Annotated in this window: 19 protein-coding genes; all 19 read left to right on the forward strand. The window is 35.4% G+C overall.

Annotation, left to right across the window (positions count from 1 at the left end; all coding sequences use genetic code 11):
• Window positions 1-45: 45 nt before the first annotated feature.
• Window positions 46-1671, forward strand: coding sequence for a bacillithiol biosynthesis cysteine-adding enzyme BshC (gene bshC, locus DM447_RS08160; protein WP_112180749.1), 1626 nt, complete (start codon window positions 46-48; stop codon window positions 1669-1671).
• A gap of 222 nt (window positions 1672-1893) precedes the next feature.
• Complete coding sequence (mraZ, locus tag DM447_RS08165; RefSeq protein ID WP_112180750.1) at window positions 1894-2325, forward strand: division/cell wall cluster transcriptional repressor MraZ; 432 nt, start codon at window positions 1894-1896, stop codon at window positions 2323-2325.
• 63 nt (window positions 2326-2388) lie between these two features.
• Window positions 2389-3369, forward strand: a complete 981-nt coding sequence (gene rsmH / locus DM447_RS08170) for a 16S rRNA (cytosine(1402)-N(4))-methyltransferase RsmH (RefSeq protein WP_112180751.1) — start codon at window positions 2389-2391, stop codon at window positions 3367-3369.
• Window positions 3366-3755, forward strand: a complete 390-nt coding sequence (gene ftsL, locus DM447_RS08175) for a cell division protein FtsL (protein WP_112180752.1) — start codon at window positions 3366-3368, stop codon at window positions 3753-3755. The genes rsmH and ftsL overlap by 4 nt, the downstream gene beginning before the upstream one ends.
• Before the next feature lie 21 nt (window positions 3756-3776).
• Complete coding sequence (locus DM447_RS08180; RefSeq protein ID WP_416143260.1) at window positions 3777-5972, forward strand: penicillin-binding protein; 2196 nt, start codon at window positions 3777-3779, stop codon at window positions 5970-5972.
• A 99-nt stretch (window positions 5973-6071) separates the two neighbouring features.
• Window positions 6072-7991: a stage V sporulation protein D gene (locus tag DM447_RS08185; protein ID WP_112180753.1), complete on the forward strand. Its 1920-nt coding sequence runs from the start codon at window positions 6072-6074 to the stop codon at window positions 7989-7991.
• 114 nt (window positions 7992-8105) lie between these two features.
• On the forward strand, window positions 8106-9587 hold the full coding sequence (locus DM447_RS08190; protein ID WP_112180754.1) for a UDP-N-acetylmuramoyl-L-alanyl-D-glutamate--2,6-diaminopimelate ligase: 1482 nt from the start codon (window positions 8106-8108) through the stop codon (window positions 9585-9587).
• A gap of 56 nt (window positions 9588-9643) precedes the next feature.
• Entirely contained in the window at window positions 9644-11002 is a 1359-nt protein-coding gene (locus tag DM447_RS08195) for a UDP-N-acetylmuramoyl-tripeptide--D-alanyl-D-alanine ligase (protein ID WP_112180755.1), read from the forward strand.
• 48 nt (window positions 11003-11050) lie between these two features.
• Window positions 11051-12037: a phospho-N-acetylmuramoyl-pentapeptide-transferase gene (gene mraY / locus DM447_RS08200; protein WP_112180756.1), complete on the forward strand. Its 987-nt coding sequence runs from the start codon at window positions 11051-11053 to the stop codon at window positions 12035-12037.
• Window positions 12034-13389: a UDP-N-acetylmuramoyl-L-alanine--D-glutamate ligase gene (gene murD, locus DM447_RS08205; RefSeq protein ID WP_112180757.1), complete on the forward strand. Its 1356-nt coding sequence runs from the start codon at window positions 12034-12036 to the stop codon at window positions 13387-13389. Before mraY ends, murD begins: the two co-directional genes overlap by 4 nt.
• A 94-nt stretch (window positions 13390-13483) precedes the next feature.
• Entirely contained in the window at window positions 13484-14593 is a 1110-nt protein-coding gene (gene spoVE / locus DM447_RS08210) for a stage V sporulation protein E (RefSeq protein WP_112180758.1), read from the forward strand.
• Between the two features lie 1094 nt (window positions 14594-15687).
• Window positions 15688-16476, forward strand: a complete 789-nt coding sequence (locus DM447_RS08215) for a cell division protein FtsQ/DivIB (protein ID WP_112180759.1) — start codon at window positions 15688-15690, stop codon at window positions 16474-16476.
• A complete protein-coding gene (locus tag DM447_RS08220; protein WP_232824018.1) occupies window positions 16460-17152 on the forward strand; it encodes a DUF881 domain-containing protein in 693 nt (230 codons plus the stop codon). The genes DM447_RS08215 and DM447_RS08220 overlap by 17 nt, the downstream gene beginning before the upstream one ends.
• Window positions 17153-17166: 14 nt before the next feature.
• Complete coding sequence (locus DM447_RS08225; protein ID WP_157967300.1) at window positions 17167-17886, forward strand: DUF881 domain-containing protein; 720 nt, start codon at window positions 17167-17169, stop codon at window positions 17884-17886.
• Complete coding sequence (locus DM447_RS08230) at window positions 17886-18236, forward strand: small basic family protein (RefSeq protein WP_112180761.1); 351 nt, start codon at window positions 17886-17888, stop codon at window positions 18234-18236. The genes DM447_RS08225 and DM447_RS08230 overlap by 1 nt, the downstream gene beginning before the upstream one ends.
• Before the next feature lie 215 nt (window positions 18237-18451).
• Entirely contained in the window at window positions 18452-19738 is a 1287-nt protein-coding gene (ftsA, locus tag DM447_RS08235; RefSeq protein WP_112180762.1) for a cell division protein FtsA, read from the forward strand.
• A gap of 79 nt (window positions 19739-19817) precedes the next feature.
• Window positions 19818-20966: a cell division protein FtsZ gene (gene ftsZ / locus DM447_RS08240; RefSeq protein ID WP_112180763.1), complete on the forward strand. Its 1149-nt coding sequence runs from the start codon at window positions 19818-19820 to the stop codon at window positions 20964-20966.
• 412 nt (window positions 20967-21378) lie between these two features.
• Complete coding sequence (spoIIGA, locus tag DM447_RS08245) at window positions 21379-22299, forward strand: sigma-E processing peptidase SpoIIGA (protein ID WP_112180764.1); 921 nt, start codon at window positions 21379-21381, stop codon at window positions 22297-22299.
• Window positions 22300-22320: 21 nt separating this feature from the next.
• Window positions 22321-23040 (forward strand): RNA polymerase sporulation sigma factor SigE, encoded by a 720-nt coding sequence (gene sigE, locus DM447_RS08250; protein WP_112180765.1) that lies wholly within the window; start codon window positions 22321-22323, stop codon window positions 23038-23040.
• Window positions 23041-23147: the final 107 nt, after the last annotated feature.

Raw genomic sequence — 23147 nt, forward strand, 5'->3', positions numbered from 1 at the left:
ATCTAGCATAAATAGAAGAACCCATAACAGAAGGAGCAGGTACTTGTGTACATTAATCCCATAACATTAGCGCATAGTAAGTTATTAGAAGATTATTATCAACAAAAAGAAGAGATTATGCAACAATTTGATTATGATCCATTTATGGAAGAAACAATGAAACAACGTGTATTCGACTTACATAATCAAGCTTATGATCGAGATCGACTTGTTTCTGTATTAAAACACCTAAATAAAAAATGGCATGCAGATGAAGCTGTCTTTGCCAATATAGAACGTCTAAAAGATCCAACAAGTGTCACTGTTATTGGTGGTCAACAAGCAGGACTTTTAACAGGGCCTCTTTATACGATTCACAAAATGATTTCAATTATTGCCTTTGCTAAAAAGCAAGAAGACGAATTAGGGATTCCGGTCATTCCAGTATTTTGGATTGCAGGGGAAGATCATGATTTTGCGGAAATTAATCATATTATGGTAGCACAAGAACAAGGTAAAATGAGAAAACATAAAATTGCGCACTATGTGAAACAAAAGCAATCTATGTCACTATTACCGCTAGATAATCAACTGGCTAGTGATTGGTTAGAATCTCTTTTTAAAGAATTGGATGAAACAATACATACGAAAAGAATCTACAAACAAGTAAAACAGGCATTAAGCCATTCGGATACTTATGTTGACTTTTTCGCGGAAATTACGAGTGTACTATTTCAAGGAGAAGGGTTAGTGTTAATAGACTCTGGTAATCCGATGGTACGTCAATTAGAGAAAAAGCATTTTCAAGCGATGATTAAGCATCAACCAGAGATAAGCAAGGATGTATATCAAAGTTTGCAAACGACGAAAAAAAACGGTTATTCTATATCTGTTGATGTCAATGAGGAAGACGGTCACTTATTTTATCATTTAAATGGAGAGCGGATTTTACTAGTGAAAACGGATAAAGATAAGTGGTCTGGTAAAAATAAAGAATGTCAATTTACAACATCTGAATTAATAGAAATAGCTGAAAATAATCCTGAATTGTTGAGCAATAATGTGGTAACGAGACCATTGATGCAGGAGTGTTTATTCCCCACTCTTGCGTTTATGGCTGGACCAGGTGAATTAGGTTATTGGTCCATTTTAAAACCTGCATTTCATGCAATAGGGTACAAGATGCCACCAGTGTTACCAAGACTTTCATTCACGTTGCTGGATCGTAAGACAGAGAAAAAGATAAAGCAACATGGTATGGATGTTGGAGAAGTAATTCGAACAGGAGCGTTACAAGATAAATTAACTTGGCTAGGCTCTCAATTAAATCCGCCACTAGGTACGTTAGTTGAACAGGTGAAACAGTCGATAGATCATATTCACCAGCCTTTGCGAGATGTTGCGAAATCAATGGGACCAGATCTTGAGAATTTGGCAGATAAAAATTTGGAATATCTCTTACAAAGTATAGATTACTTACATGAATCTCTAGAAAAAAATGTGGTAGGAAGACACGATCAAACGATTGAAATGTTTGATAGGGTACATGTTACGTTGCATCCTAATAATGGTTTACAAGAAAGGTCATGGAATGCAGTTTCCTTCATAAACCAATTTGGAGAAAATTGGATTAGAGATATAATTAATCAACCGTATACGTTTAGACACTTTCATTATTCTGTTACACTATGATCCCCACATCTTACCACTAAATAATAATGAAGCTGATAAAAAGGGCGCTAACCTCATGGTTAGCGCCCTTTTTTATCTGTGTATAAGTCTTACATTATTTACTAAACTAGCTCAAACCATCGCTAAAAGCCAATAAATCTAAAAGGAATGTTACTAAATTAAAAAAATGGTGGAGGATAGTGGGGGGTTGTGGTAAGATAGAAAAAAAGGTGGGCGATCTATATGTTTATGGGAGAATACAAACATAATATTGATACCAAGGGTCGCATTATTGTTCCTTCAAAATTCAGAGATGGGCTTGGTGAAACCTTTGTTGTTACGCGAGGTTTAGATCAATGTTTATTTGCTTATCCAATGACTGAATGGCGCCTTTTAGAAGAAAAGTTAAAAAAATTACCGTTAACAAAAAAAGATGCACGTGCCTTTACACGATTTTTCTTTTCTGGCGCAGTTGAATGTGAGGTAGATAAGCAGGGTAGAATAAATATTCCTGCAGCACTACGCAAATATGCTGTATTAGATAAAGAATGTGCCGTTATTGGTGTTTCGAATCGAGTAGAAATTTGGTCAGATCAAGCTTGGACAGGCTATGTTGAAGAGTCTGAAGAATCTTTTTCTGAAATTGCAGAAAATATGCTTGATATAGACTTTTAAAATTATAAATGTAATCTAAAACCTAGAAAATAGGATGTTTTACTAAAAGAAGAAGGTGGAAGAATGTTTGAACATGAAAGTGTGCTACAGCTACAAGCGGTAGAAGGATTGAATATACGCCCAAATGGTACATATGTTGATGGCACATTAGGGGCCGGTGGTCATGCTGAAAAAATAGTTGAAAAGCTAAATGACGAAGGCTTACTAGTAGCGTTTGATCAAGATCAGATTGCTTTAGAAGCAGCAAAAAAGAGATTAGCTGCACATGACAATAAAATGTTGTTTGTGCATTCGAATTTCAGATATTTACAAGATGTTTTGGCAGAACATCAAATTGATGAAGTAGATGGTATTCTATTTGATCTTGGTGTATCCTCTCCTCAATTAGATCAAAGTGAACGTGGCTTTAGTTATCAACATGATGCACCACTTGATATGAGAATGGATCAAACACAAACAACATCAGCTTATGAAGTTGTTAATACGTGGTCGTATGAAGCGCTAGTTCGGATCTTTTTTAAATATGGTGAAGAGAAGTTTTCCAAACAAGTTGCTCGTAAAATAGAAGCTGCAAGACAAAAGAAACCAATTGAATCTACAGTTGAGCTTGCAGAGATCATTAAAGAGGGTATTCCTGCAGCTACCAGAAGAACTGGTGGCCATCCTGCAAAGCGTGTATTTCAAGCGATTCGTATTGCGGTAAATGACGAGTTACATGCTTTCTATGATGTTTTACATCAAGCAGCAGAGTCTGTATCTGTTGGTGGAAGAATTGCAGTCATTACTTTTCATTCGTTAGAAGACAGAATATGTAAGCAGGCTTTTAAGAAGTGGAGCTCTTTACCACCACTTCCTAGAAACATTCCAATTATACCGGAGACGAGTCAACCACCATTTAAACAAATTACGAAAAAGCCAATTGTGGCAGATGAAGAAGAACTAGATAACAATAGGCGGGCGCGTTCTGCAAAGTTACGTATCGTTGAAAAAGTAAAACCTTGGAATGATCAATTTTTCTTTAAAGAAGGGCGGGATCAGGCATGAGTGCTAGTGAAGCAAGAAATTGGCAACAAACAGCGGCTGAAAGAAGTGAACAAACCTACCGACAAACGGAAACAAAGAAACAAGTTAAGGTAGATGTTACGCAACGTTGGATAACACCAGGAGAAAAGTTTTTATATGTTATTTTTTCTTTGGCTACAGCAGCAACATTATTTTATGTTGTATCGTTTAGTACAAATTTAGACGCTTTAAATCGAGATATACAAAGCTTAGAAAGTACCGTGGAACAGCAAGAAACGATCAACGCTAATTTAACATATCAAGTAAAAGAATATAGTAATCCTGATCGCATTCTTCGTATTGCTAAAGAGAATGGATTGAAAATTCAAAACACAGAAGTAAAGCAAACAGCTACAATTTCTGAATAGACAGTAATGGGGTGATCAAAAGTGAAGAAAAATAAAACGACATCGACGATGGCAAACCTATTCATACTTATATTTGTCGTGATATTTTTAACACTATCTGGTCGCTTTTTATACATACAAGCAACTGGTGAAATTCAGGGAATAGATTTACAAGAATGGGCGGATGATCGTAGGACGAATAATTACGCAATAGAAGCAAACCGAGGAACGATTTATGATCGTAATGGCATGGATCTTGCGCAAGATCGGGCAACATATAGCTTATATGCGATTGTTGATGAGGCTTATTCTACAAACCTTGATAATCCCAAACATGTGGATAATGTAGATAAGACTGCAGAAGCATTAGCACCTTTGTTGGATATGGAAGTAGCAGAAGTTAAATCTGTTCTTCAAACGGGTATAGAAAATGATAAATTTCAAGTAGAATTTGGTGCAAATGGTAGTCAGTTAAGTCAAGAAGTGAAGTTGGATATTGAAGCACTCGATTTACCAGGAATAAATTTCGATGAAGAAGCAAAGCGTTATTATCCAAATGGTACTTTCGCTTCTCAGATAATCGGTCTTGCCCAAAAAAATGATGATTCAATTATTACTGGTATAACAGGTATTGAAGCGCAATTAGATGATTACTTACAAGGAACGAATGGTTCAATTTCGTATAAACGGGATAAATACAATACTAAATTACTAGACCCTGATGAAATTATTCAAGAAGAAGAAGATGGGGACAATGTTTACCTAACAATTGACCAAAAAATTCAAACATTCCTAGAGGATGCAATGTCACAAGTGGTAGAAGATTACAATCCTGCACGTATTACTGCCACAGTCATTGATCCAAAAACGGGAGAAATATTAGCGATGAGTAACAGGCCAAGTTATAATCCAAATGACCTTGAAAACGTTGAGAATTGGTATAATGATGTGGTATCGACGCCAATTGAACCTGGTTCTACTATGAAAGCTTTTACTTTAGCTGCAGCAATTGAAGAAGGCGTCTATAATGGTGATGAACTCTATGAATCTGGAAGTTATAAAATTGATGAAATTGAAAAACCAATTACAGATTATAATCAATCATGGGGTTTGATACCATTTGATGAGGGTATTCGACGATCTTCAAACGTTGCTGTGTCTAAGTTAGTCTGGGAGAAGATGGGAACAGAAACGTTTTTAGAATACTTAAATGCGTTTCATTTCGACCAAAATACGGGGATTGATTTACCTAGAGAGCAGGCAGGGACAATACTGTATAATTATACGATTGAGAAGTTAACCACTGCTTATGGTCAAGGCTCAACTGTTACGCCAATTCAACTCATTCAAGCAGCTACAGCACTAGCTAATGATGGTAATATGATGAAGCCATACGTGATATCAAAAATAACGGATAGTGAAACTGGCCAAATTGTTGAAGAAACAGAATCAGAGGTAGTAGGCAATCCGATATCTGAGGAGACGGCAAACCAAGTACTTGATATATTAGAAACAGTTGTAACCGAAGAAGATGGAACAGCCCATAATATTTATAATTTATCTGATTATTCTGTTGCTGGTAAAACAGGTACAGCACAACTTTCTCAGGGTGGATATTTAACTGGGGCTAATAATTATATCTTTTCCTTTTTAGGGATGGCACCGAAGGAAGATCCAGAGCTTATTATGTACATTACGGTACAACAGCCTGAACTAGAAGTAGGAGAAGCAGGGTCTGCTCCTGTTTCTTACATTTTTAAAAATGTTATGGAGAATAGTTTACATTACTTAAATATTCAACCTGATAAAGAAGAACAAGAAACTGTTGCAACTTATACATTTCCAGAAGTTATAGGAGAATCTGTAGACGAAGTCAAAGCAAATTTAGAAGAAAACGATCTGAAAGTTACCATGATTGGTAATGGCGAGTCGGTTACAGCTTCATCTGTTACATCTGGCGAGAAAGTGGTATCTGGTGAACATATCTTGTTAGTTACAGATAATCCAACGATGCCAAACATTACTGGTTGGTCATTGCGCAATGTTATCGAGTTAGGTGAATTAGTTGATCTGGATTTAGAATATATAGGAAGTGGTTACGCCACCTCTCAAAGTGTCAAAACTGGATCAGATATAGGGGAAAACACCTATATGATGGTTGAATTTTCGCCACCTGAGAATACTGAAGAAGAGTCAGAAGATGAGTCAGAAGAAGAAACAACATCAGAAAATGATTAATTAGAGTGAAGCATTCAAAGTGATGCAGTGTTCTATTCGTTTAACATTTACATATACTAGATACAACTTTACTTGGATAATGTGAGGAGTTATTAAGCCATGAAACGTGTATCAAATGTAACGATGCGAAAACGAATTGTCACTGTATTTCTTTTTGCTTTTCTTTTGTTTTTAGTAATAACGATTCGCTTGGGTTATGTTCAGTTCATAATGGGTGACGAGCTGATGGATAAAGCGGAAGCTTCATGGAGTAGGGACATTGATTTTGAAGCTGAGCGTGGTCAAATCTTGGACAAGAATGGCTTAGTGTTAGCAGAAAATGTTACAGCCCCTACGATTATGGTTGTTCCGAGACAAATCAAAGATTCAGAAAGAGCTGCAACATTACTAAGCAATATCTTAGAAATATCGGAAGAAGACATGTTATTAGAATTAACGAAAAACACGAGTATCGTGCGATTTAACGCCGGAAGAAAGGTTACAGAAGAACAAGCAGAGGCGGTTCAAACGCTAGCTTTAGATGGGGTTTACGTTGCTAAAGATACGAAACGATATTATCCCAATGGCGATTATCTTTCACATGTGTTAGGTTTTAGTGGAATAGATAATCAAGGGTTAATGGGACTAGAGTTATATTATGATGAAGAGCTCAGCGGAGAAAAAGGAAGTCTATCATTCTATTCTGATGCTAAAGGTCAACGATTACCCAGTTTAGCAGATACGTATCAAGCGCCAACTGATGGTTTGGATATGAAATTGTCTATTGATGCGAAAGTTCAAACAATTATAGAAAGAGAGCTGGATCAAGCGGAAGCAACGTATAATCCAGATGGCGCATTAGCGATAGCAGTTGATCCTGATACAGGTGGTATTCTTGCAATGGCTTCAAGGCCTAATTTTGATCCAGAAGATTATCAATCTGTAGATGCAGATATTTATAATCGAAATTTACCAATTTGGAGCACATATGAACCTGGTTCCACCTTTAAAATTATCACATTAGCTGCAGCGTTGGAAGAAGAAGTTGTTGATTTAGAGGAAGATGAATTTTTTGATGATGGAAGTATGGAAGTAGGCGGTGCGACATTACACTGTTGGAAAAGTGGTGGTCATGGCCAACAAACTTACTTAGAAGTTGTCCAAAATTCATGTAACCCTGGTTTTATTTCTTTAGGTCAAAAAATTGGTAAAGAAAAACTGTTTTCCTATATAGATGATTTTGGTTTTGGACAAAAGACTGGCGTTGATTTATTTGGTGAAGAGAATGGGATATTATTTAACTTAGATCAAGTAGGACCTGTTGAACTAGCTACTACTTCATTTGGTCAAGGTGTATCAGTAACGCCAATTCAACAAGTTATGGCGGTCTCAGCAGCAGTAAACGGTGGATATTTATATGAACCATATGTTGCTGCAGAATGGTTGGATCCAGTAACAGGTGAAAGTGTGGAAACAGTTGAACCTACCTTGAAAAGACAGGTAATTTCAAATGAAACTTCTATCCAAATACGTGAGGCTTTAGAAAGTGTTGTGGCAAAAGGAACTGGTAGAGGTGCTTATGTAGAAGGATATCGAGTAGGTGGTAAAACAGGAACTGCCCAAAAAGTTGGAGAAGATGGACAGTATATGGCGGATAATCATATCGTTTCTTTTATTGGATTCGCTCCTGCTAATGACCCAGAAATTGTTGTCTATTTAGCTATCGACAACCCGAAGGACACTGTTCAATTTGGTGGAGTGGTAGCTGCTCCAATTGTTGGAAATATAATGGAGGATAGTCTACGTGCTATGGGCGTACCTACAACTACAGAAGGTTTAGAGAAAGAATATCAGTGGCCAGATCAACCGTTAGTTGAGGTGCCAGATTTAATTGGCGTGTCTCGTAATGAATTACAAGAATACTTAATTAATCTTTCGATAGAAGCATCGGGTGAAGGAGATAAAGTAATTGAGCAGGATCCGGCAGCCGGAACGAAATTAGAAGAAGGAGAAACAGTTCGTCTATACTTTTCTGATTAAAAATAGATACGATTAATCATGAAGATTAAGACTAAATTTGTTATACTAAAGAAGTTGTGAAGAAAACTATAAATAACTTATAAATAATCAGTAAAGATAGTAAGGGTGAAAGCGATGAAAAAACTACAAGAAGTTCTAGACATTATTCCTGTATACCAATTGAATCAGACATTAGATAATATAAATATAAACGGTGTAACAATCGATTCTAGAGAAGTACAAAAAGGTAACTTATTTATTTGTATTGATGGCTATACAGTTGATGGACACAATTTTGCTAAACAGGCTGAAGCGAATGGTGCTCATGCAATAGTAGCTGAAAAACCGTTAGATGGAATCAACATTCCAGTTATATATGTTCGTGATACGATTAAAGCTGTCGGACTTTTAGCTAATAGCTATTATGATAATCCGACACAAGCGCTACAACTTATTGGTATTACTGGTACGAATGGAAAGACAAGTGTTACGTATCTCTTAGATGCAATTTTTCAAAAAAACCAACAAAAAACAGGAGTAATTGGAACGATTCAGATGAAAATAGGAGAAAGAAAAGTTCCTGTTGCAAACACAACACCTGAAGCTTCCTTTTTACAAAAAGGTTTTAAAGAGATGATAGATAGTGGAGTAGAAACAGCTATTATGGAAGTGTCCTCACACGCTTTAGAAATGGGAAGAGTTAATGGGTGTGATTTTAATATTGCAGTCTATACGAATTTATCACAAGACCATTTGGATTATCATGATAGTATGGAGAGTTATTTTCAAGCTAAGAGTCGCCTATTTCAACAATTGGGAAACCGATATGATCCAAAAAAACCTAAATATGCCGTAATTAATCAAGATGATGAGTATAGTGAAAAGTTTATCAATGCGACAACACAGCCTGTAGTTACGTATGGTATAGACAATGAAGCGGATGTCCGTGCAACGAACCTAGAATTAAATGCAAACGGTACGTCCTTTGAACTGGTTACTTATAAAGGGAACATAGCTATTTCTAGTAAGTTAATGGGTAAATTCAGTATATATAATATGCTGGCGGCTGTAGCTACCGCTTTATTATCCAACATTCCTTTAAAGATAATTAAAGAGGCATTAGAAGAAACAGCAGGTGTAAGTGGCAGATTTGAACCTGTTCAAATTGGTCAAACATATGGTGTAGTTGTTGATTATGCACATACGCCGGATTCACTTGAAAATGTATTGCAGACTATGCGAGGGTTTGCAGAAGGTGATATCTATGTTGTGGTTGGTTGCGGCGGTGATCGTGATAAAACAAAACGTCCTTTAATGGCGAATATAGCTGTTAATTATGCTACCCATGCGATTTTCACTTCTGACAATCCACGTTCTGAAGACCCTTCCGTAATCATTGAAGATATGATTAGAGGAATCGATATGAATAATTACGACGTTATTATCGATCGCAAAGAAGCTATAGAAAAAAGTATTGCTTTGGCCAAAAGAAATGATATGATATTAATTGCTGGAAAAGGCCATGAAACATATCAAATTATTGGTCCACAAACGTTAGACTTTGATGATAGAAAAGTTGCTAAACATGCAATAGAAAAACGTTTAAAACAAGAATAAGTGCTTTTATAACAAATGTAAGAGGTTGTATTACTGTTTAATGAGGAGTTATCACTATGTTATTTACCTTACCTTTTCTAAAGGGATTGTTTCCTGATACAAAGGGGGCCATTCATGATCAATTTATAATCAATCAAGTTACAACAGATAGTAGAAAACCAATGTCACATGCATTGTTTGTGCCTTTAGTAGGAGACAAATTTGATGGGCATGCCTATATGAATCAAGCAATTGAACAAGGCGCAGTTGCTACTATATGGGAAAAAGACAAACCGTTGCCGAAGTTTTTGCCAACGGATTTTCCTGTGTTCTTTGTTAAAGATACACTAATTGCGCTACAACAATTAGCACAGGCATATCGGCTAAAGATAAATCCAACAGTTATAGGCGTAACTGGGTCGAACGGTAAAACGACGACGAAAGATTTAATCGCAACTGTTTTGTCAAGCCGCTATCGTGCACATTATACCAATGGTAATTTTAATAATCATATCGGTTTACCTTTAACAATCCTTTCAATGCCAAATGATACCGAAATGCTTGTATTAGAAATGGGAATGAATCATTTTGGAGAAATGGAACGTCTATCTAACATTTCAGAACCTGATATTGCAGTAATTACAAATATTGGAGAATCACATATTGAGTATCTAGGCTCAAGAGCTGGTATAGCAAAAGCGAAGGCTGAAATATTAAGTGGGTTAAAAGTTGATGGTACACTATTAATTGATGGAGATGAACCATTATTATTGCCGTACAGTGAACAAGTTGATACAACTAAAATAGGGTTTGATCTTTCAAATGATATCGTAATAGATCAATTTAACATGCATCCGTTACATTCATCTTTTCGATTAATGGCCAAGGATACATATGAAATCCCGTTATTGGGAAAGCACCATGCCCAGAATGCTGCATTCGCAATTCAAATAGCAGTAAAACTCGGTATGGAGTGCAAAGAAATCCAACAAGCACTTTTAGAAGTTGATCGAACAGGCATGCGTTTTGAAGTAATGAATGGTAGGGGTGGGGTAACGTTAATTAATGATGCATATAATGCCTCTCCAACATCTATGAAGGCTGCTATTAACGTAGTGAAAGAAATTACAGGATACGAAAGAAAAATTGTCGTCTTAGGCGATATGTTTGAACTAGGTAATGCTTCAAAAGAATTCCATCGTTCAATTGCAGATGTACTATCTCTGCCAATCGAGTATGTATGTACAATTGGAGAGGATGCTATTGAAATAAGTAAGGCAGTTAATAAACAAAATCCGTTGATTCATACAAAACACTTTGCGAATAAAGAAGAGGCAATTACTTTTTTAGAGGCGTATTTAGACGAACAAACATTAATTTTAGTGAAAGCTTCAAGAGGCATGCAATTAGAAACAATTATTGATCGACTATTATAAAATTTCAAAAACAATGGGCGGTTTGACTAAAAGAGGAGGAAATAGATCATGAATGAATATATATTAATAATTACGATGAGTATTGCGTTTTTAATTACCGTCCTATTATCACCAATTTTCATACCACTTTTACGTCGGTTAAAGTTTGGTCAGAGTATACGTGAAGAAGGACCAAAGTCGCATATGAAAAAGACGGGAACACCTACAATGGGTGGGGTTGTGATTGTTTTAAGTGTTGCAATTACAACACTGATCATTACCAGCAAATTTAATGCTAGTTCAATAAATTCGGAAACAATGCTACTTATCCTGGTGTTAGTAGGGTATGGTATCCTTGGTTTTTTAGATGATTTTATCAAAGTAGTATTAAAAAGAAATCTTGGTCTGACATCAAAACAAAAAATGTTCGGACAAGTGCTAATTGCGGCTATTTTTTATGTCGTATTAGTCATACAGGACTTTCCTACATATATTTCAATTCCAGGTACGAGTGTACAGTTTGATTTAGGATGGGGATATGCGGTCTTTGTTATACTAATGATTGTTGGAGCATCTAATGCAGTTAACTTAACGGATGGTCTTGATGGACTTGTCGCAGGAACAGCAACGATTGCATTTGGTGCTTTTGGCATTTTAGCGTGGTATGGTATACCTCAATTTGAAGTGACGATTTTCTCTTTAGCGATAGTTGGAGCTTTATTAGGTTTCTTAGTATTTAATGCACATCCAGCTAAAGTATTTATGGGTGATACTGGTTCGTTGGCATTAGGTGGAGCGATAGCTGCTATAGCTATCTTAACGAAAATGGAATTAATGCTTGTTATTATCGGTGGTGTGTTTGTGCTTGAAACACTATCTGTTATTATTCAAGTCATTTCTTTTAAAACAACAGGAAAACGAGTATTTAAAATGAGTCCGTTGCACCATCACTATGAATTAAAAGGTTGGTCAGAATGGCGCGTTGTCACAACCTTTTGGCTTGTTGGACTTTTATGTGCTGCGTTAGGAATTTATATTGAGGTGTGGTTAACATGAATAAACTAAAGAACTTCCCATATCAAAATGTCTTAGTACTTGGTTTAGCTAAGAGTGGCACGGCGGCTTGTAAAGTTTTAGTGAAAAATGGTTGTACGGTCCGAGCGAATGACTTAAAAGTAAAGGAAACAAGTGATCCAGTCATAGCTGAATTAAATAAGTTAGGTATTGAGGTGACCACTGGTTCACACCCATTAAAATTGTTAGATGAAATAGACGTTGTAGTGAAAAACCCTGGTATTCCTTATGAAAATGATCTTTTAATAGAAGCTGAAGTAAAAGGGATACCTATTATTACAGAAATTGAGCTTATTCATTATCTTATTACAGCGCCATATATAGGGATAACAGGTTCAAATGGTAAAACAACAACAACTACATTAATTCATGAGATGTTAGAAAAAAGTAATAAAAGAAGCAAATTAGCAGGCAATATAGGTAAGGTTGCAGTTGAAATAGCTGAAAATCTAAAAGAAGAGGAAACAATGGTTGTTGAACTATCATCCTTTCAATTAATGGGAACCCAAGAATTTCAGCCACATATAGCAGTAATGTTGAATTTGTTTCAGGCGCATTTGGATTATCATAAAACTTTTCATAATTATAAAGATGCTAAGGCACGTATCTTTGCGAATCAAACAGAGAAAGATTACTTTGTTTACAATGCAGAAGATGGTGAGATTGCTACATTAATTGATCATGTTGTTGCAACTAAGGTGCCATTTAGTATTCATGAAAAAGGACTTACAAATGGTGCATGGTGTGATGAGACCTATGTTTATTTTAGGGATAAACGCATTATTGCAAAAGAAAATATTCGCTTAGTTGGTGATCACAATTTAGAAAATGTCTTAGCTGCAGTAGCTGCAAGCATGCTATCTGGTGCGACCAAAGAAGGAATTAACGAAGTTTTAACAACTTTTCCAGGTGTCAAACATAGAACGCAATATGTAGAACAAATCAATGGCAGGCTATTTTATAATGATTCAAAAGCTACTAATATTTTAGCGACTTCAAAAGCATTAGACTCTTTTGAACAACCGGTTATTTTATTAGCTGGTGGTTTGGATCGTGGAAATGATTTTGACGCGTTAATTCCGTACTTAACAAATGTAAAAGCAATGATCTTATTTGGTGAGACAGCTATTAAGTTAAATGAAACAGGGCAGCAAGCAGGTATAGAAGATATCGTGTTTGCTGACAATATGGCCCAAGCAGTGGATTTAGCATTCGAACTTTCAGACGAAAAGGATATCATTCTGTTGTCGCCAGCTTGTGCAAGTTGGGATCAATATCGAACTTTTGAAGAAAGAGGAGACATGTTTATAGAAGCTGTGCATACATTAAAATAAGGGCTTGTACTAAGAGCCTCACCTTCCATATTAATCGGAAGGTGAGGCTTTTGTATTCTTATTTTACATGTAAATGGAAATGGGGTCATGTTAGGTGGAAAGTAGACAAAAGACACAGCTGCGTCCTGATTACCTTTTGATTATCACCATATTAGCACTTTTATTAATAGGAGTTGTTATGGTATATAGTGCATCAGCAATTTGGGCTGATTATAAATTTAACGATTCCCTTTATTTTGCTAAGCGTCAACTTCTATTTGCGACAGTCGGCTTAGTGGCTATGTTTAGTGTAGCACGTGTACCATACCAAGTATGGCGGACCTATTCAAAAGTTATTTTAGTTATTTGTTTTGTTTTATTGATAGCAGTATTAATTCCTGGAGTTGGCTTAGTTCGTGGTGGAGCAAGGAGTTGGATTGGTATAGGTGCCTTTAGTATTCAACCTGCTGAATTCATGAAGTTAGGTCTCGTTATTTTCTTAGCAACTTATCTAGCCGAAAAACAGCGATATATTACATCCTTCAAAGAGGGCTTCTTGCCATTGTTGTTATTAATATTTACAAGTTTTGGACTTATTATGCTCCAACCAGATTTGGGTACGGGTATGATTGTTATCCTAACCTGTTTTGTGCTCTTATTTGTGGCGGGAGCTAGAATTAGCCACTTCGTAGGCCTAGGAGTTTTAGGAGTGATCGGTTTTGCAGGTTTAATTATTTCGGCGCCATATCGAATCAATCGGATTACAGCTTTTCTAAATCCTTGGGAAGACCCACTAGGAAATGGGTTTCAAATTATTCAATCGCTCTATGCAATTGGACCAGGTGGTCTCTTAGGAATGGGCTTTGGAAATAGCCTACAAAAGTTTTTTTATCTACCTGAACCACACAATGATTTTATTTTCGCTATATTAGCTGAGGAACTTGGTTTTATCGGTGCTTTAATACTTATAAGTCTATTCTTTATGTTGTTTTGGAGAGGTACTAAAATAGGTTTAGCTGCACCTGATAAATTCGGTATGTTACTTGGGTTAGGTATAACAGTTATGATTGCGTTGCAAGTAATTATCAACATGAGTGTCGTAATTGGTTTAATTCCAGTAACAGGAATTACATTGCCTTTCTTAAGTTATGGTGGTTCTTCTCTTACATTAACATTGGCTGCCATGGGCATTATTATAAATGTCAGTAAATATAGTAATGAATAAATAGTATATACTCAATTTCGCAAAGTGAAATTGGCAAATAAGTCTTGATATAATTAATAAGACTTGCAAAGGTAAAGTTGACTTCGTACTCCTTTCATAAGCAGCATGGTGCTTTGACTGACGAACTTAAGAGATGCTATGACGTAACATTTGTATAAATTAAAAAATAGATTACTTTAGACACGCTACGTAAGCAAATGGTCTCCCTTTCCGCAGGCACGGCTTCAGCTAACTCGGAAACTAAGTACGTTTCCGAGTGGATCTTCAGCCCGTGCTGTTCCTGCTGGAGAGTCGACCATTTGCTTCCTCCGCTGGTTTGTAGCAATAAAAAAATGCAGAAATGGCGAATCTATTTTATTGGCAACTAATATAAAAAGAGTGATTACAGAGATTCCAATTATTAATAAAATAACTATTTATTTTCTGGGAATCTCGACCACCTCAGTCGCTAATTTAGTTACCAGCCCAATTAACAAAATATTGTTTATTACTTGTAATTGCCTACAAACAAATGAAGTATATTAGCGAAGATTGCAAATGGTTGTGCCCACGGAAAGGAAGACCAATTGCTACCGTAGCATGGTAGCAATCAGTAAATTATTTTGGTAGCCGGTAACAATGTTACCTCGCAGTTGATGATAATTCCTACTCAAGGAACGTTATGTCAGAGTGTATGAATGTTTGTAATATTACAGTCTTTTAGAAAGCAGCTCTGTTAAAAGATTGTCAATAATATAGCAACTATATGCGAAACTTAAAACATACAATGATGTGCACTTATTTTTTTGTGAGAAAGTTGAGTTGTATAATTATTTATACTTTATATATTCTAATTAAAAAGCTTATCTTACACAAAAAGATGAGCTTTTTTGATTGAGTAAATTTTGATAGAAACAATATGTTGTCATAAAATCCTTCAAACTTGCGTAAAAAGATGAATTTTGTAGAAAAATCCATCTTTTGGATCAGAAAATCTTACAACTTTAACTGATAAAATATGATATACTTTTAGAGTGACGAACTATTCAAATATAGTTCTACTATTTTGTTTGTATAAGCTTGTTATTTTGTTTCAATAAAGGAAGAATGAGGAGATGGAAGAAAAAAAGGTTATATCCATAGAAGATCGTATTCCAAAGCTAAAGGAAGCAAGAAAAAAGAAAACAAATAGGCGTTTAGTATTCTATTTATCATTATTTTTTATCTTGATTTCGATAGTTGTATATTTACAATCTCCTCTTAGTTATATACAGCATATTGTAGTGAATGGAAATGAATATGTTGCAGAGGATGTAATAGTTGAATTAAGTGAATTATCAACCGACAATAATTTATGGAGTGTTAGCTTGGATGACACTGCTGCAATAATTAAAGAACATCCAGAATTAAAAGATGTACAAGTCCAAAGAGAATTACCAAATTCGATTGTAATAACTGTAGAGGAATTAAAGAAGGTTGCTTACATAAAAATGGAAGATAGTTACAGGCCATTATTAGAGAACGGGGAAGTTATTGAATCTATTGACGCATCAAAATGGCAAGGTGATGCACCACTACTAATCGATTTTACAAAGGAAACTTATATTAAAGAAATTGCAGAAGAGTTACAGCAATTACCAGTTACAGTCGCTGATTTAATATCGGAGATCTATTGGAAGCCAACAGAGGCAAATCCATATAAAGTTTTATTATTCATGGATGATGGTTATCAAGTAGAATCTTCTATTAGGAATTTTGCTACCTACTTACAAACTTATCCTTCTATCGTTAGTCAGCTAGAAGAAAAAGCTGGAATCATTCGTATTGGTGAAGGCGGAGCTGTATTCGATCCTTATAATGAAACTGATGAAGAAGAGGAGGCGGAAAATGAAACTGAGGGGTAAACATGTAGTACTCTCGTTTGTATTATTCATTTTTGGTTTTCTTGTCGCCTTTAGTTATCAAAATACGAAAGAGCAAGCAGAAGTGATTCAATTATCCCAGCAAGAGTGGGAAAAAGATTTTTATTACAGACAGCAATTACTTCAATTTGAAGAACAAAGTCTTGAATTACAAGAAAAGGTAGATGATTACCGACAAGAAATAAGTACACTGGAGGAATCGTTAGGTGAACAAGAAACAGCGATAGGTGAATATGTTGAAACGAAGCGTAAACTCCAAATTTTAACGGGAGAATTACCTATTACTGGTCCTGGTATTCGCGTAACTTTGTCTGATGCGAATTATATACCAACTGCTGAGAATGCAAATCAATATATTGTTCACGACCGTCATGTTCAATTAGTAATAAATGAATTATATAGTGCGGGGGCAAAAGCAATTGCAATAAATGGTCAACGCATTTATAAAGATAGTTACGTTACGTGTATTGGTCCAGTAATATCTGTTGATGGAAAACAGTATCCGGCACCATTCTCTATTGAAGCGATAGGTGAACAGGAGACTTTAGAAGTAAGTTTAGAACTGAAAAACGGTGTAATTGATATGTTAGTAAATGATAATGTAGAAGTTGAGGTTGGAACTACCGACCAGATTGCTATGGATGCAAGAGTTAATTAAGAAAGGTGATCGGTTTGTCAACTAAAAGTAAAATCATTTTGGCTCTAATATTTTCCTGTATTGGATTTATGATTGCAATCCAATTCCAATCCATACAAGAACCAAAGGAACGGGACACAAGAGATATGTGGGAAATCCGTACCCAATTACAAGCTGAACAAGAGACACAACAAGAACTCTATCAACAATTAGATGAATTAGAAACAACATTACAAGAGTATAAAGATAATGCAGAACAAGACCAGATTAACACCTTAATGGAATCGGTTGAAGTACTGGAAATGGAAGCTGGATTAACCGATAAAACAGGCAGAGGCATTACCATAACAATTAATCCAGTTTTTGAAGAGTCAAATGAAGAACAAGTTTATCCAAGTGTTACACCGGAATTGCTAAATCGACTTATTAATGAGTTGAACAATTATGGTGCTACAGACATCGCAATTGGAAATGAGAGATATATTGGCGTTACACCAATTCGAAATGTAAATGGTGAGACTTATGTTAATAATCGTGCCTTACCAGATATTCCGTTTGTCATTAAAGTTTTATCAAATGAACCGGAACGATTACTAGATTATATGGAAGTTAGCCAATCAAAAGATGACTTTTCCATCGAGAATATGGAATTTGATATCAACGTTGAAGATACGGTAACTTTACCTTCCTATGATGGAAACATCGATTTAGAAATAGTAGAATTAGATGAAACTAACGAAGCAGGTGAAGAATAATGTGGTTACCAGCATTGTTCTTAGTCGTCGGTATCGCATTAGGTTTTTTATCAGATATTACGATTCCAGAACAATATACGTTGTATCTATCGATTGCGGTTTTAGCAGCGCTTGATACGCTCTTGGGTGGTATACGTGCTTATTTAGACAAGAAATTTGATCAAATGATTTTCATTTCAGGATTTTTCTTTAATATTGGTTTAGCGGTTGTACTAGCATTTTTAGGTGTGCAATTGGGTATTGACCTTTATTTAGCTGCAATATTTGCATTTGGTGTAAGACTGTTTCAAAACATAGCGATTATTCGACGACATCTATTTAAAAGTAGAAAAAAACAAGAAAATATATAAAAAAAGTTATTTTAAACAGAAAATAGTCGTAATATGTTGCATAATGTACTAAAGTAGAGATATAAAGATATTGTTAAAAGAATGACTATAAAAATGGTATACTGAATGAGAGATAGTATTTTGTGAAATTATTTTAAGATATCGATTGTAATTTTAATGATTATTCGTTAATATTTGTACTATTCAGATGCCTTAGATTGGGAGGGGCCTTACTTTTGAACAACAATGAAATTTTAGTCAGCCTGGATATAGGTACATCAAAAATAAAAGTAATTATCGGTGAAGTATTAAGTGATTCGTTAAACATTATTGGGGTAGGGACAGCAAAATCGAATGGAATGAAAAAAGGAGCAATCGTAGATATTGATCAAACGGTGCAATCTATTCGTGCTGCCGTAGAACAAGCGGAGAGAATGGTAGATTTAAAAATTGATCGTGTGATTGTTGGTGTGAATGGTAATCATGTTCAGTTACAACCGTGTCATGGTGTTGTTGCTGTTGCAAGTGATAATCGTGAAATAGGTAATGAAGATGTAACAAGAGTTATCGATGCGGCACAAGTTATATCGATACCTCCTGAACGTGAAATTATTGATGTTATCCCTAAACAATTTATTGTAGACGGATTAGATGAGATTACGGATCCAAGAGGAATGATTGGTGTACGCCTTGAAATGGAAGGTACAATTATTACTTGTTCTAGAACGATGTTACATAATATTTTGAAATGTGTAGAACGCGCTAACTTAGATGTTATAGATATCTGTTTACAACCACTTGCTACGGGTTCGATAGCTTTATCAAAAGATGAAATAAATTTAGGCGTCGCGTTAATTGATGTAGGTGGAGGTAGTACAACTGTTTCAGTTTTTGAAGATGATCACCTAGTTTCCACAAGTGTAGTCGCATTAGGTGGAGACAATATTACAAAAGACATCTCCATCGGGTTACGCACTACATCAGAAGATGCAGAAGAAATTAAAATTAATCATGGCCACGCTTTTTATGAAGATGCTCGTGAAGAGGAAACATTTGAAGCAGCAATTATAGGAAGTGACCAAAAACAGACATTTAATCAATTAGAAATATCTGATATGATTGAAGCTAGATTAGAAGAAATTTACACTTTTGCAGCACGTGAAATTAAAAAAATGGGTTATTCAGAAGTTCCAGGTGGCTTCGTTCTTACTGGTGGTTGTATTAAAATGCCTGGAGCAATTGAACTTGCACAAGATTTATTTCATGCCAATGTACGAATGGCCATTCCTGATTATATTGGAGTGCGAGAGCCACAGTTCACGTCTGGTGTTGGTATCTTGAAATTCGCATATCGTAATGCGAAGATTCAGGGTAAAGAACTATCAGCTGCAGTAACTTTAGCTGACCAGTCTATGGAAAAGCCTAAGAAACAAAAACGAACACCAAATACAAATGAGAAATCAAGTTCAAATAAGAAAAAGGAATCAAGTATTGCTAACTTATTCAAATACTTTTTTGATTAGAATAGTTTCTGAAAGAATTCTTATAGTAGGAAGCTAACTTCATTGAATCTTGTAAACTTGCAAATTAGGAGGAACGAACATGTTAGAGTTTGATACAGAAATGGATCAGCTAGCAACGATTAAAGTAATCGGTGTTGGTGGTGGTGGAAGCAATGCTGTGAACCGTATGATTGAACACGGTGTACAGGGTGTTGAATTCATTGCTGTTAACACTGATGCGCAAGCTTTAAATTTATCAAAAGCAGAAGTTAAAATACAAATTGGTACAAAATTGACGAGAGGATTAGGTGCAGGTGCTAATCCAGAAGTTGGTCGAAAAGCTGCTGAAGAAAGTAAAGAGCAATTAGAAGAAGTTCTTGCAGGAGCAGATATGATCTTTGTAACAGCTGGTATGGGTGGCGGAACTGGTACTGGTGCTGCACCTGTTATAGCACAAGTTGCAAAAGAATTAGGCGCGTTAACTGTAGGAGTTGTAACACGACCATTTACGTTTGAAGGAAGAAAACGTTCTACACAGGCAGCAAGTGGAACAGATGGTCTAAAAGCTAGTGTAGATACTTTAATTGTCATTCCAAATGATCGTTTATTAGAAATTGTTGATAAGAACACACCTATGTTAGAAGCGTTCCGTGAAGCAGATAATGTTTTACGACAAGGTGTACAAGGTATTTCTGACTTAATCGCTGTACCTGGATTAATTAACGTCGATTTTGCCGATGTAAAAACAATAATGTCTGATAAAGGTTCTGCGTTAATGGGTATTGGTATTGCCACTGGAGAAAATAGAGCAGTGGAAGCAGCGAAGAAGGCAATCTCTTCACCTTTATTGGAAACTTCAATTGACGGTGCTCATGGTGTTTTAATGAATATTACGGGTGGTAATAATTTAAGCTTGTATGAAGTGCAAGAAGCGGCAGATATTGTTACATCTGCTGCAGATCAAGAGGTAAATGTTATATTTGGTTCTGTTATCAATGAGGAATTAAAAGATGAAATAGTGGTAACAGTTATTGCAACTGGATTTGATGAATCGCAGTTGAATACGCCCAAAACCAAGCAACAACGTCCAAGCGCTGCACAACAATCACCTAAAGCGCCAGCACAATCGGATGATAAACCACGACGTGAAGAAAGTAATCGTGAAGCGTCTCCACAGCAAAATACACGTCAAGAAGAAGATACACTAGATGTACCTACATTTTTACGTAACAGAAACCGAAGACGATAAATTAAAAATAAGTTATCAAAAGGACAAGTGGCTATTGCGCATTTGTCCTTTTTTTTGGACATTTTTAAATAATGTTATATAACTTTTAAACCTCGAAAGTGTCGAAAATTCCGAAGTGGTTAAAAAGTTTCGTTGTATTCTTTATAAATGCTATTTTATTCGAAGAGTTGGTTAGGAAATAGCACATCAAATTATTTGGTTTTTACAAAAAATAGAATTATATAGTTAATTGCATGTGATTTAAATAGAGAAGAATATCCTAGGATATTCTTCTCTATTTTTAATGCGACAATTTACTATCGAAACTCTAAAAATTAGCGGTAATTCCCTTACAACATATGACAGACTTTTAGAGATAGCTTCGGTATACTTGCAACAAATTAGTAAGCAATTAGTAGAGAGGAAGTAAAATGTGACCATCTATGTTGATGCAGTATTTTTATTGAATTTTTTAATTGATTGGATGATTCTATTATTAACCCAACAGATGTCTAAAATGGCAACAGGTAAATTCTCACTTCTTATTGCTGCTGTAATCGCGGCATTATTAGTTCCTATAACCATCTTCTATCCAAATTCAATTATACTGCATCCCATTGGAAAAATAGTGTATTCTGTTCTAATCGTATTCGCAGGCTTTGGATTTCATAACATGCGACGATTCACCAAATTACTAGTTACATTTTATTTTATTTCTATTGCATTGGGAGGTGGATTAACAGGATTACATTTTTTTATTAAGAGCCCTATGTATTATTCAGAACACGGGTTTTTAACTTGGAGTAGTGGTTATGGTGATCCGATTAGTTGGTTGTTTGTTGTGATAGGATTTCCAATTGTTTGGATCTTTACAAAAAAAACAATGGACAAGCACGCACTACTTAAATTCCGTCAAGATCAGTATATGCAGGTCACGATTGTTTTAAAGGAAAAGGAAGTATCTACAATCGGATATGTTGATAGTGGCAATCATCTAGTCGATCCAATAAGTCAAAAACCTGTTATTATATGTGATTACAAAATTATTAATCAATTATTTCAGGAAGAAGAAGTAGCGCAATTAAAAGAGGCGCAAGAAACGTGTGATTTTGACTGTATTCCGGATCATCTAATGACACAGGTTCAATTTGTACCGTATCAAGGCGTTTCAGGTGATCAACGGTTTCTTGTAGTCGTAAAACCAAAATTTATAACGATAGAATATGGTAATCAATTAATAAAAGTATCTAAGGTACTTATTGGCATTCAATTTGGCAAGCTTACAGCAGATGAAAGTTATCATTGCTTGTTACAACCAGGATTGTTTAATGAAATTGCTACGAACTCAGCATGAACATGAAGGGGAGATATATATATGAAAAGATGGTTAATTCGATTTAAATTAGGCTGGTATAAAATTCGTTTGAAATTAGGTTTTAAACCAAAGGAGATTTATTACATAGGAGGGAGCGAACCCTTACCCCCGCCTCTATCAAAAGAAGAAGAACAAGTTTTATTGCAAAAATTGCCTAGTGGAGACAAGTCAGCAAGAGCTGTTTTAATTGAACGAAATCTGCGTCTTGTTGTCTATATCGCAAGGAAATTTGAGAATACGGGAATAAACATTGAGGATCTGATTAGTATTGGCACAATTGGCTTAATCAAAGCGGTTAATACATTTAATATTGAGAAGAAGATTAAATTAGCTACCTACGCCTCCCGTTGTATTGAAAATGAAGTTTTAATGTATTTACGGAAAAATAACAAACTTAAATCCGAAGTTTCATTTGATGAACCGTTAAACATTGATTGGGATGGAAATGAATTACTGCTTTCTGATATTTTAGGAACAGATGAGAATATTACAATTAAAGACGTAGAAGCAGATGTTGACAAATCCTTATTAAGAAATGCTTTGGAACAGTTAAATGAAAGAGAGAAACAAATTATGGAATTAAGGTTTGGATTAATTGGTGATGAAGAAAAAACACAGAAGGATGTTGCAGATATGTTAGGTATCTCACAATCCTATATTTCACGTTTAGAGAAAAAAATTATCCGACGTTTACAAAAAGAATTTAATAAGATGGTATAGCAAGTAATGACTTGTTTTCCGGAAAATTGAGAGCCTGTACGGGATAATTTTCCTGCATAAAAGATCCTCCTCGTGGTGATACTGTTCCATGAGTAACATCTCCAAAT

It is taken from the genome of Paraliobacillus zengyii, from assembly GCF_003268595.1.
In the GTDB taxonomy this organism is placed as follows: domain Bacteria; phylum Bacillota; class Bacilli; order Bacillales; family Amphibacillaceae; genus Paraliobacillus_A; species Paraliobacillus_A zengyii.

Coding starts and splice junctions, on each gene's coding strand:
- mraZ (WP_112180750.1), top strand. CDS start 1,894: ATGTTTATGGGAGAATACAAACATAATATTGATACCAAGGGTCGCATT.
- rsmH (WP_112180751.1), top strand. CDS start 2,389: ATGTTTGAACATGAAAGTGTGCTACAGCTACAAGCGGTAGAAGGATTG.
- ftsL (WP_112180752.1), top strand. CDS start 3,366: ATGAGTGCTAGTGAAGCAAGAAATTGGCAACAAACAGCGGCTGAAAGA.
- DM447_RS08185 (WP_112180753.1), top strand. CDS start 6,072: ATGAAACGTGTATCAAATGTAACGATGCGAAAACGAATTGTCACTGTA.
- DM447_RS08190 (WP_112180754.1), top strand. CDS start 8,106: ATGAAAAAACTACAAGAAGTTCTAGACATTATTCCTGTATACCAATTG.
- DM447_RS08195 (WP_112180755.1), top strand. CDS start 9,644: ATGTTATTTACCTTACCTTTTCTAAAGGGATTGTTTCCTGATACAAAG.
- mraY (WP_112180756.1), top strand. CDS start 11,051: ATGAATGAATATATATTAATAATTACGATGAGTATTGCGTTTTTAATT.
- murD (WP_112180757.1), top strand. CDS start 12,034: ATGAATAAACTAAAGAACTTCCCATATCAAAATGTCTTAGTACTTGGT.
- DM447_RS08215 (WP_112180759.1), top strand. CDS start 15,688: ATGGAAGAAAAAAAGGTTATATCCATAGAAGATCGTATTCCAAAGCTA.
- DM447_RS08220 (WP_232824018.1), top strand. CDS start 16,460: ATGAAACTGAGGGGTAAACATGTAGTACTCTCGTTTGTATTATTCATT.
- DM447_RS08230 (WP_112180761.1), top strand. CDS start 17,886: ATGTGGTTACCAGCATTGTTCTTAGTCGTCGGTATCGCATTAGGTTTT.
- ftsZ (WP_112180763.1), top strand. CDS start 19,818: ATGTTAGAGTTTGATACAGAAATGGATCAGCTAGCAACGATTAAAGTA.
- sigE (WP_112180765.1), top strand. CDS start 22,321: ATGAAAAGATGGTTAATTCGATTTAAATTAGGCTGGTATAAAATTCGT.